Consider the following 12,176-nt stretch of genomic DNA (forward strand, 5'->3'; position numbering starts at 1 on the left):
GCCGTCACTCTCCTGAACGGGCGGCGCGGGACGGGAAGTAGCCCGCACGGACGAAGAACTCCACGTACTTGTCGAACAGCTCCCGGTCGACCGGCGGGCACTCGACCCCGGTGCCGCGCAGGGCCTCCTCGGTGCCCGAGACGTCGATCGGCGGGTAGGTGGCCCGGCCGCCGCCGGCGTTCATCCCCTCGAACGAGTCCAGCAGCGGGACGATCGCGTTCGCCCGGTCCGCGCGCACCCGGTCGGTCCACGACGCCCAGTCCAGCTTCGGCAGGTCGTACCCGGCGGCCCGCAGGTGGCCGACGAACCCGGTGAACGTCTGGTCCTGCGGGTTGTAGAGGTGGAAGGTGCGGTTCGCGGCGTCCGGCCGCGTCGAGAGCACCACGATCGCCGAGCTGACGTAGTCCACCGGGACCATGTGGACGACGCCGGCCAGGCTGTCGGGCACCGCACCGGCCTCCAGCAGCCCCTTGAGGCTCAACCAGACGAAGTCCTTGGTCTGGCACGCGCCGGTCACCGAGTCGCCGCACACCACGTCCACCCGGTAGACCGACACCGGCAGCCCGCGCTCCCGGGCGAGTTCGATCACCTGCTCGGCCACCCACTTGCTCCGCAGGTAGCCGTTGTGCAGCAGGTGCGCGGGCCCGGTGGGGTCGGTCGCGCCGGCCGGGGTGGTGTCGGGGCCGGGCGCCGGGAAGACGCCGGTCGTGGAGACGTGGTGCACCGGCACGGTCCGGTGCGCGGCGGCCAGCCGCAGCACCTCGCGCGTGCCGCCGACGTTGCCCGCCGCCAGTTCGGCGTAGGGCCGCAGCCAGCTCACCGTCGCACCGGCGTGGTAGACCACGTCGACCCGGCGGGCGAGGTCGTCGAACGCGTCCTCGGTCAGGCCCAGGCCCGGTGCGGCCAGGTCGCCGACGTGGACCGCGATCCGGTCCGGGTCGACCTCGCCGCCGACCTGGTACCAGGCCAGGTTCTCGTGCAGCCGGCGGGTCGCGTCGGCGTGGTCGGCGCCCCGCACCAGGCAGTGCACGGTGGCCGTGGTCGACCGCATCAGGTCGCGCAGCAGGAACGCGCCGACGAACCCGGTCGCGCCGGTCAGCAGGACCTCGGCCGGGTCCGCGGCCACCCGGTGGACCACGGCGGCCGGCCGGACGTCCGGGTCGAGGTGGACCTGCGCGGCGAAGTCGACCTCGGCCGCACCCCGCGCTCCCCCGCTGCCCAGCACCGCGCACAGGTGGTCCACCAGCTCCTTCGGGGTGGGGTGCTCGAAGATCAGCGACGGCGACAGCGTGCGCCCGGTGGCGTCGGCCAGCCGGTTGCGCAGCTCCACCGAGGTGAGCGAGTCGAACCCGAGGTCGGCGAAGGACTGGTGCTCCTCGACCGCGTCCGGCGCGGAGTGCCCGAGGACGAAGGCGACTTCGCGGCGGACGAACTCCGAGACCAGGTCGCGGCGGTGCGCCGGCGGCAGGTCGGCCGGTTCGTCCGCCAGGAGACCGGTCGGGGCTTGCGCGCCCGGGACCAGCCGGCGCAGCAGCAGCGGCGACCGGGTGCCGGCGGCCCGCACGGCGGCCGGGTCCACCGGGGTGACGACCAGGTCGGGCCGGCCGGTGCGCAGCGCGAGGTCGAGCAGCGCCGGCCCGGTGGCCGCGGTGATGGCGAGCAGGCCGGAACGGGCGATCCGGTCCAGGTCGGCCCGGGTCAGGTGCCTGCTCAGGCCGCCCTCGTGCGCCCACAGCCCCCAGGCCAGCGAGGTCGCCGGCAGCCCGAGCCCGGCCCGGTGGCCCGCCAGCGCGTCGAGGAAGGTGTTGGCGGCGGCGTAGCCCGCCTGGCCCGCGCCGCCGATGATCCCGGCCACCGACGAGAACAGCACGAAGGCGTCCAGGTCGTGGTCGAGGGTCAGCTCGTGCAGGTGCCACGCGGCGTGCACCTTGGGTCGCAGCACGGCGGCCAGCCGGTCCGGGGTGAGGTCGGGGACCAGGCCGTCGTCGAGCACGCCGGCGGCGTGCACGACCCCCGTCAGCGGGTGTTCGTCCGGGACGGTGGCGAGCAGGGCGGCGAGCGCGTCCCGGTCGGCGAGGTCGCACGCTTCGACGCGCACGTCCGCGCCGAGCCGGGCCAGGTCGGCGGCCAGGGCGTCGGCGCCGGCCGCCGCCGGTCCCCGGCGGCTGACCAGCAGCAGCCGCGACACGCCGTGCGCGCGGACCAGGTGGCGGGCGAACACCCCGCCGAGCGCGCCGGTCCCGCCGGTGATCAGCACGGTGCCGTCGGCCCGCCAGCGGACGCCGGCGGCTCCCGGTGCGACGGGTGCCAGGCCCGGGACGAGGACCTGACCGGCCCGGATCGCGACCTGGGGTTCACCGGAGGCCACGGCCGCCGGCAGCGCCGCCGCGGAGTCCGGGTGCTCGTCCAGGTCGACCAGCACCACCCGGTCCGGCGCTTCGGACTGCGTGGACCGCAGCAGGCCCCAGAGCGGCGCGGCGACGAGGTCGTGCGGCGCGCCGTGTCCGGTGGACACCGCCCCGCGGGTCAGGACGACCAGCGGCGTGTCGGCGCTGCGCTCGTCCGCGAGCCACGACTGCACCAGCGCCAACGCATCCTGCGTGGCCGTCTCGGCGCGCCGGGGCACGTCACCGCCGGTGGGGAACACCATCGGGACGAGCAGCGCGTCGAACGAGGTGGCCGACGCCAGCGCGGCCGCCGGGTCCGCGAACACCTCCCCCACTTCGAGGTCCGGTCCGCGCACTGTCGCCAGGATCGGCGGCGTGACCGGTCGGGACGTGGTGAGCGGCGTCCAGTCGAGGCCCAGCACCGAGTCCCGCGGATCCGGCTCGGTCGTGGCGACCGGGGCGGGTTCCAGCCAGAACCGCTCCCGCTGGAACGGGTAGGTCGGCAGGTCCACCGGCCGCGCCCCGGTGCCGGCGAAGAACGCCGGCCAGTCGACGGCGACCCCGGCGGACCAGAGCCCGCCCAGCGCCGCGACCACGTCGTGCGCCTCGGCCCGCGCGGTGCGCACGGCGGGCACGGGGGTGATCCCGGTGCTCTCGGCGACCATCGCCGAGAGCACGCCGGCCGGGCCCAGTTCGAGGGCGACGGTCACGCCGTGGTCGGCGAGGGTGCGCGTCGCGTCGTGGAAGCGGACCGCCTGCCGGGTCTGGTCGACCCAGTACCCCGGGGATCGCAGCTGCTCCTCGGTGGCGACGCGGCCGGTCACCGTCGACACGATCGGGATGGTCGGCGCGCCGAACGCGACCTCGCGCAGCACCCGGCCGAACTCGTCCAGCACCGGGTCCATCAGCGGCGAGTGGAACGCGTGGCGCACGATCAGCCGCTTGGCTCGTCGGCCCCGGGACCGGACCGTCTCCCCGATCTCCTCCACTGCGGCGCGGTCGCCGGACACCACCGTCGACATCGGGCCGTTGACGGCCGCGACCGCCGCCCGCCCGCCGGGCCGCAGCAGGGCCGTGACCTCGTCCTCGGTTGCCTCCAGCGCGACCATCGCGCCGCCCTCGGGCAGCGCCTGCATCAACCGGCCGCGCGCGGCGACCACGGCCGCCGCGTCCGGCAGCGACAGCACTCCGGCCACGTGCGCGGCGGCCAGTTCGCCGATCGAGTGGCCGGCCAGGAAGTCCGGGCGGACGCCCCACGCCTGGAACAGCCGGAACAGCGCGACCTCCAGCGCGAACAGCGCCGGTTGGGCGTACCCGGTCTCGGACAGCCGGTGCTCGTCGTCGACCACCTCGCGCAGCGGGTGGTCCAGGTGCGGGTCCAGCTGGGCCGACACCGCGTCGAACGCCTCGGCGAACGCCGGGAACTCCTCGTGCAGCCGGCGGCCCATGGCGACCCGTTGCGAGCCCTGGCCGGTGAACAGGAACCCGAGCTTCCCCTTGCCCGGCGCGGCTTCGCGGCCCCCGCCTTCGGCGATCGGGCGCAGGGCGGCGAGCAGTGCGGCGGTGTCCGACCCGACCACCGCCGCCCGGTGCGGCAGGGCGGCCCGGGTCGTGGCCGCCGAGAAGGCGATGTCCAGAGTGGACAGACCGGGATCGTTGTCGAGCAGGGCGATCAGGTTGCGCGCCTGGGCGGCCAGGGCCGGCCGGGACCTGGCCGACAACGGCACCGGGAGGAACGCCGGTGCCGACACCGGGATCCCGGGCGCCGCCGCGTCCGGTGCCTGCTCCAGGATCAGGTGCGCGTTCGTGCCGCTGACGCCGAACGACGACACCGCCGCCCGGCGCGGCCGGTCCGCCGCCGGCCACGCGCGGTGCTCGGTGAGCAGCTCGACCGATCCCGCCGACCAGTCCACCAGCGGGGTCGGCGCGTCGACGTGCAGCGTGCGGGGCAGTGCGCCGTGCCGCAGCGCCTGGACCATCTTGATCACCCCGCCCACGCCGGCGGCGGCCACCGAGTGCCCGATGTTGGACTTCAGCGAACCCAGGTACAGCGGGCGTTCCGGCGGGTGCGCGGTGCCGTAGGTGGCCAGCAGCGCCTGCGCCTCGATCGGGTCGCCGAGCCGGGTGCCGGTGCCGTGCGCCTCGACCACGTCCACGTCCGCCGCGTCCAGCCGCGCGCCGGCCAGCGCCGTGCGGATCACCCGCTCCTGGGACGGGCCGCTGGGCGCGGTGAGCCCGTTGGAGGCACCGTCGGAGTTGACCGCCGACCCGCGCAGCACGGCCAGCACCCGGTGCCCGTCGGCCAGGGCGTCGCCGAGCCGTTGCAGCAGGACCAGCCCGACGCCCTCGGACCAGCTCGTGCCGTCCGCGCCGGCGGCGAAGGACTTGCACCGGCCGTCCGGGGCCAGGCCGCGCTGCCGGGAGAAGTCCACGAACCCACCCGGCGTGCCGGCCACCGTCACGCCGCCGGCCAGCGCCAGCCGCGACTCGCCGGTGCGCAGCGACTGCGCCGCCAGGTGCATCGCGACCAGCGACGACGAGCACGCCGTGTCCACGGTCATCGACGGGCCCTCGAACCCGAACGAGTAGGAAAGCCGGCCCGACACGACGCTGCCGAGCTTGCCGGTGAGCAGGTAGCCCTCGAACTCCTCGGGGCCGGCCAGCCCCAGGTAGGACTGCTCCACCGCGCCGACGAAGACGCCGACGTCGGTGCCCTTCAGCGACGTCGGGTCGATGCTCGCGTGCTCGAAGGTCTCCCACGCGGTCTCCAGCAGCACGCGCTGCTGCGGGTCCATCGAGAGCGCCTCGCGCGGCGAGATCCCGAAGAACGCGGCGTCGAACTCGGTGGCCCCGGCCAGGAAGCCGCCCTCGCGCGTGTAGGTGGTGCCCGGCACGTCCGGGTCGGGGTCGTAGAGCGCGTCGACGTCCCAGCCCCGGTCGGCGGGGAACCCGGTGATGCCGTCGCGCCCGTCCACCACCAGCCGCCACAGGTCGTCGGCCGAGCGCACGCCGCCCGGGTAGCGGCAGGCCATGCCCACGATCGCGACCGGTTCGGCGCGACCGGACTCCAGCTCCGCGATGCGCTGCCGGGCCTTGCTCAGGTCGGCGGTCACCCATTTCAGGTAGTCCGCGAGCTTCTTCTCATCCGCCATGGGGTGCGCTACCTGTTCTGGGACGGTCTGTTCGGGACGGTCTGTTCGGGACGGTCTGGCGGGGCATCAGTTCTTGGCCCGGCCGAGCTCGTTGTCGATGAACTCGAACAGCTCGGCGGTCGAGGCCGAGTCGAGCGCGCCGGCCGGGTCGGCGAAGGCCCCGTCGCCCGGCTTCCCGCCGGTCTCCAGCCACCGGGACAGCAGGGTCTGCAACCGGACGGTGATCTCGTCGTGGTCGTCCACGTCGCCGGTCACCAGCACGTCCTCCAGCCGGTCCAGCGCGGCGAGCACGGTGGACCTCGGCGGCTGCCCGCCGTCCGAGGCGAGCCGGGAGAGCATGAACACGGCCAGCTTCGCGGGCGTCGGGTGGTCGAACACCGCCGTGGCCGGCAGCGGGACGCCGGTGACCGCGGCCAGCCGGTTGCGCATCTCCACGGCGGTGAGCGAGTCGAACCCGAGCTCCCGGAACGGCTGCTCCGGGTCGATCACGGTCGGGTCGGCCAGGCCGAGCACGGCCGCGACCCCACCGCGCACCACGTCGAGCACGAACTCCGCGCGCGCGGCACCGTCCAGTTCGGACAGTCGCTGCGCCACCGAGACCCCGGCCCCGGCCGGCGCCTGACGGCCGCGCGGCGGCACCAGGGTCCGCAGCAGCGGCGGCACCCGGTCCAGCGCGCGCAGCACGTCGAGGTCCAGCGGGGTGACGGTCACCGCGGGCCGGGCCACCGACAGGGCGGCGTCGAACAGCGCCATCGCTTCCGGCGCGCCGATCGGGCGGAAGCCGTCGCGGGCGTACCGGGCGCGGTCCAGGTCGCCGAGCCCGGCGTTGATGCCGCCCTCGACGTCCCACAGGCCCCAGGCCAGCGAGGTCGCCGGCAGGCCGTGCGCGCGGCGGTGCTGGGCGAGGCCGTCGAGGAACGCGCTCGCGGCGGCGTAGTTCGCCTGGCCCGGCCCGCCGAACAGGCCGACCGTCGAGGAGAACACCACGAACGCCGACAGGTCCGCGTCCCGGGTCAGCTCGTGCAGGTGCCACGCGCCGTCGGCCTTGGGCCGCAGGACGGCGTCCACCTGTTCGGCCGTCAACGCCGGGAGCAGGCCGTTGTCCAGCACGCCCGCCGCGTGCACGACCCCGGTCAGCGGCCGGTCGGCGGGGATGTCGGCGAGCAGCGCGGCCAGGGCGTCCCGGTCGGCCACGTCGCAGGCGGCGATCCGCACGGTCGCGCCGAGCGCGGTCAGCCCGGTGCGCAGGTCCTTGGCCCCCGCCGCGCCGGTGCGGCCGACCAGCAGCAGGTGCGTGACGCCGTGCGCGGTGACCAGGTGGCGGGCCACGGCGGAGCCGAGCACGCCGGTGCCGCCGGTGACCAGGACCGTGCCGGCCGGGTTCCACACCGGGCCGGAGCGCACCTCGGACGGGCGCAGCCGGGTCAGCCGCGGGACGAGGAGCCGCCCGGTCCGGACGGCGGCCTGCGGTTCGTCGGCGGCCAGCAGCGCGGCGAGCAGGGCCGGCTCCACGACCGGCCCGGCAGCGGTGTCGGTGTCGGCGGGAGTGTCGGCGGCGGTGTCCAGGAGCAGGATCCGGTCGGGTGCCTCGGCCTGCGCGGAGCGGATCAGCCCCCACACTGCGGCGGCGGTCGGGTCGGGAGCTTCGCCGTCCGCCGCGGCGACCGCGCCTCTGGTGACGACGACCAGCCGGACGCCGGCGAACCGCTCGTCGGCCGTCCACTCCCGGACCAGGGCCAGCGCCCGGTGGACCAGCGCCGGGTCCGGTGCCGGCGGGGCGATTGCCGGCGGGGCGATCAGGGCCTGGACCGGGGTCGTCGCCAACGACTCCGCGAAGGCCGCGAGGTCCGGGTAGGACGGCGCCTCGGGCGCGGAGTCCCCGAGCGTCGCCCAGGTCGTCGGCCGGGCGGAGGGTTCGAGCACGTCCGGGGTCCAGACGACGTGGTGCAGCGCGCCGAGCGGGTCCGGCCCGTCGGGTCGCACGTCGGGCGCGGCGGCCGGTTCCAGCCAGTACCGGTCGCGCTGGAACGGGTAGGTCGGCAGGTCGACCGGCCGCGCGCCGGTCCCAGCGAAGAAGGCCGGCCAGTCGACCGGCACGCCCCGCGCGTGCAGCACGCCCAGCGCGTGGACCACCGTGCGCGCCTCCGGCTGGCCCTTGCGCATCGCGGGCACCGCCACCGCGTGGTCGACGCTCGCGGCGGCCATCGCCGAGAGGACCCCGTCCGGGCCCAGTTCCAGCAGCGTGGTCACGCCCTCCGCCTCCAGGGTGCGCACCGCGTCCACGAACCGCACCGGCTCGCGGATCTGCTCCACCCAGTAGTCCGGCGAGGTCCACCCGTCGCCGGTCTCCACCCGGCCGGTCACCGTGGAGACGATCCCGAACCTCGGCCGGTGGAAGGTCAACCCCTTGGCGATCAGGCGGAACTCGTCGAGCACCGGGTCCATCCGGGGCGAGTGCGAGGCGCGCAGGATCGGCAGCACCTTGGTCGACCGGCCCCGCTGCCGCCAGATCTCCGCGACGGCGTGCACGGCGTCCTCGTCGCCGGAGAGCACCACCGCGCGCGGGCCGTTGATCGTGCCGATCACCGCGCGCCCGCCCTCGTCCAGGGTTTCGCGCACCTCGTCCTCGGTCGCCTCCACGGCCACCATCGCGCCGCCTTCGGGCAGCGACCGCATCAACCGACCGCGCGCGGTCACCAGGACGGCGGCGTCGGACAGCGACAGCACGCCCGCGAGGTGCGCGGCGATCAGCTCGCCCGTCGAGTGGCCCACCAGGTAGTCCGGGCGCACGCCCCACGTCTCGTAGAGGCGGAACAGCGCCACGCCGACCGCGAAGAGCGCGGCGAGGGTGTAGTCGATCTGGTCCAGCTCGTCGCCGGACTCGATCACCGAGCGCAGCGGGCGCGGCAGGTGCTCGTCCAGCGCCGCGCAGACCTCCTCGAAGGCCGCGGCGAACGCCGGGAACGACTCGACCAGCTCGCGCGCCATGCCGATGCGCTGGGCGCCGCCGCCGGTGAACATGAACGCGACCCGGCCGTCGTCCTTGGCGCCCACCACCGTGCCGGTGTCCTCGGCGGCCAGCGCGGCGAGGCCGGCGCGCAGCTCGGCGCGGTCCGCCGCGAACGCCACGGCCCGGTGCCGCAGCGCCGACCGGGTGGTGGCCAGCGACCAGGACAGGTCGAGCAGGTCCTCGTCGGCGGCGAGCGCGCCGATCCGCTCGGCCTGGGCCCGCAGCGCCGGGCCGGACCGGGCCGAGAGCACGAACGGCAGCACCGGGGCCGGTGCCACGACGGGAGCCGCCGGTCCGGGTTCCGCCGCCGGGCCGGCCGGCGGTTCCTGCTCCACGATGACGTGCGCGTTGGTCCCGCTGAACCCGAACGCCGAGACGGCGGCCCGGCGCGGCCGGTCCGACCCCGGCCAGTCCTGCTGCTCGGTGAGCAGCGCCAGCGCGCCGGTGCCCCAGTCGACGTGCGGCGTGGGCTCGGCGGCGTGCAGCGTCCGGGGCAGCACGCCGTGCCGGATCGCCTGGACCATCTTGATGACGCCGCCGACGCCGGCGGCGGCCTGCGTGTGCCCGATGTTCGACTTGAGCGACCCCAGCCGCACCGGCCGGTCGGCCGGGCGGTCGCGGCCGTAGGTGGCCAGCAGGGCGTTGGCCTCGATCGGGTCGCCCAGCGGCGTCCCGGTGCCGTGCGCCTCGACCACGTCGACGTCGGCGGCGGACAGGCCGGCGGCGGCCAGCGCCGCGCGGATCACCCGCTCCTGGGCCGGGCCGTTGGGGGCGCTGAGCCCGTTGCTCGCGCCGTCCTGGTTCATCGCCGACCCGGTGATCACGGCGAGCACCCGGTGGCCGTGGCGCCGGGCGTCGGAGAGGCGTTCGACCAGCAGCAGCCCGGCGCCCTCGGCCCAGCCGGTGCCGTCGGCGGCGGCCGCGAAGGACTTGCAGCGGCCGTCGGCGGACAGCCCGCGCAGCCGGGAGAACTCGACGAACGCCCGCGGCGTGGACATCACCGTCACGCCGCCGGCCAGGGCCAGGTCGCACTCGCCCCGGCGCAGCGCCGCCGCCGCCAGGTGGATGGCGACCAGGGACGACGAGCACGCCGTGTCGACGGTGACCGCCGGGCCCTCCAGCCCGAAGACGTAGGCCAGCCGGCCCGAGGCGACGCTGCCCGCGCTGCCGCTGTAGAGGTAGCCCTCGAACTCCTCCGGCGGCAGGTGCGGGCGCGAGCCGTAGTCGTGGTACATCGACCCGACGAACACGCCGGTCCGGCTGCCGCGCACCGAGTCGGCGGCGATCCCGGCCCGTTCGAAGCTCTCCCAGGCCGTTTCCAGCAGCAGCCGCTGCTGCGGGTCGGTGGCCAGCGCCTCGCGCGGCGACATGCCGAAGAACTCCGGGTCGAACCGGTCCGCGTCGTGCAGGAACCCGCCCTGGTCGGTGTAGGACCGGCCGACCACGTCCGGATCGGGGTGGTAGAGCCGGTCCAGCGGCCAGCCCCGGTGCTCGGGGAACGCGGTCACCGCGTCGACGCCGTCGGCGACGAGCCGCCAGAGCCGTTCCGGCGAGGTGACGCCGCCGGGGTACCGGCACGCCATCCCGACGATCGCGATCGGCTCCCGCTCCCGCTCCTCGATCTCGCGCAGCCGGCGTCGGCCGGCGTGGGCGTCGGCGACCGCCCGCTTCAGGTACTGGCGCAATTGCTCCTGATCGGTGCTCACGCGTGCTCAGCCCCCAGGATCGTCCCAGGAGGGGCACCCGCCGGTTTCTCGGTACCGCGCACGGTCGGCCGTCCTTTCCCGGAGAACTCGTCAAGGCGATTCACGGCTGCCCGCAGTGTCCACCGAATGCACTCGCGATCCGGTAATCACCCGGTCTCGACCGGCCCGGGGCCTTCCGGTGAGTGCGGGCTGATGCGCTGGTGAGCGCCGGATTACAGGCCCGCCAGAGGCCGTCGGTAGGGTCCGGACAGGTGCATCATCGACGGTGGGGAACCGAATAGAATGAGTTCCGGGAACGACGGTCGCGAACTCGCCGAAGGGTATCTCGGCGGGCTGCTGGAATCACTCGGACTGGGCGTCCACTATTCCCGGGCGGAGCGGGACGCGCTGTTCTACCGGGACGCGGCGGGGGCCGAGGTCGCGGTGCTCGACCTGGTCGGCGGATACGGCTCGACCATCGTCGGGCACAACCACCCGGAGATCGTCCGGTACGCGAAACAACTGCTCGACCAAGGCGTCCCGGTGCACGCGCAGTTCTCCCGGCACCCGTACGCCAACGACCTCGCGGGCAGGCTCAACACCATCCTGCACCGCGAGTTCGGCACCACCGAGGCGTACTCCGCGCTCTTCGCCAACAGCGGCGCGGAGGCCGTCGAGATCGCGATGAAGCACGCCGAGTTCGACCGGGTGGCGAAGCTGACCGCGCTCACCGCCGAGATCGGGCGCGGCGTCGAGGCGGCCCGCGCCGCGATCGACCGGGGCGCGGTGGTCGCGGTGGACGAGGCGTACCACCGCCTGGGCGTGGCCGCCGGGGTGTCCCCCGGTGCCGCGCCGGAGGCGGTGGTCGCCGCGATCGTCCGGGTCAACGGCGAGCGCGCGACGGCCGCGCCGATCTTCCTGGCCCCGGAGGGTTCGTTCCACGGCAAGCTGGTCGGCAGCGTGCAGCTCACCCACAACGCCGGGTTCCGGGAGCCGTTCCGGTCGATGGCCGCGCAGTGCCGGTTCGTGCCGGTGCACGAGCCGGAGGCGCTGGCCAAGGCCGTCGAGTCGGCCCGCACGACGCTGTTCGACCTGGTCGTGGCGGCCGGCGGGGTCCGGGTCGTGGAGCGCGACCTGCCGGTGATCGCCGCGTTCATCCTAGAACCGGTGCAGGGCGAGGCCGGGATCAGGCCGTTCGACCGGGAGACCGCGCAGCGGATCCAGCGGGTGTGCGCGGCGGTCGACTGCCCGATCATCGTCGACGAGGTGCAGAGCGGCATGGGCCGCACCGGCGCGTTCTTCGCCAGTTCGCACCTGGGCCTGCGAGGCGACTACTACACGCTGGCCAAGAGCCTGGGCGGCGGGCTCGCCAAGGCCGCGCTGACCCTGATCCGCGATTCCCGCTACCACCGGGAATTCGAACTGGCGCACAGTTCGACGTTCGCCAAGGACGCTTTCTCCACGTTGATCGCCGGCCGGGTGGTCGACCTGCTGGAAGCCGACGACGGCGCTTTGTACCGGTTGGCGGCGGAACGCGGCGAGCGCCTGACGGCGATGCTGCGGACCCTTCAGGACGAATTCGGCACGGTGGTCGAGGACGTCCGCGGCGCGGGCCTGATGATCGGCCTGGAATTCCGCGACCGGTCCGATTCGCCGTCCGGGATCATCGCCGAGCAGTCCCGCGCGGGCCTGCTCGGCTACCTGCTGTCCGGTTACCTGCTGCGCGTGCACGCCATTCGGGTGCTGCCGACCGCCAGTGCCACGAACACCCTGCGGATCGAACCGTCGGTGTACGTGACCGACGACGACATCGCCCTGCTGGAAAAAGGGCTGCGCGGTCTGCTCGTCGTGCTGCGGGAGCACGACGGGGCCGCGCTGCTGCCCGCGGCCTAGAACCGACCGCGCTCCGCTTCGCGACCGGCTGGACCCCTGAGGGAAAGAG

At 75.1% G+C, this 12,176-nt stretch carries 1 protein-coding gene and 2 pseudogenes; 1 reads left to right on the top strand and 2 read right to left on the bottom strand.

Annotated elements, in window-relative coordinates:
* Window positions 1-4: 4 nt before the first annotated feature.
* Both BN6_RS22860 and BN6_RS22865 read right to left on the bottom strand, forming a co-directional pair.
* Window positions 5-5,539 (bottom strand): annotated as a pseudogene (locus tag BN6_RS22860) (thioester reductase domain-containing protein); the annotation flags it as partial.
* A gap of 66 nt (window positions 5,540-5,605) precedes the next feature.
* A pseudogene (locus BN6_RS22865) lies at window positions 5,606-10,243 on the bottom strand (type I polyketide synthase); the annotation flags it as partial.
* Window positions 10,244-10,537: 294 nt separating this feature from the next.
* Between BN6_RS22865 and BN6_RS22870 the strand changes: the two are divergent.
* Entirely contained in the window at window positions 10,538-12,127 is a 1,590-nt protein-coding gene (locus tag BN6_RS22870) for an aspartate aminotransferase family protein (protein WP_015102116.1), read from the top strand.
* Window positions 12,128-12,176: the final 49 nt, after the last annotated feature.

Source organism: Saccharothrix espanaensis DSM 44229 (genome assembly GCF_000328705.1).
Classification (GTDB): Bacteria; Actinomycetota; Actinomycetes; order Mycobacteriales; family Pseudonocardiaceae; genus Actinosynnema; species Actinosynnema espanaense.

Bases quoted from the DNA above. Each gene is read 5' to 3' on its own strand.
- BN6_RS22870 (WP_015102116.1), top strand. From the start codon at position 10,538: ATGAGTTCCGGGAACGACGGTCGCGAACTCGCCGAAGGGTATCTCGGC.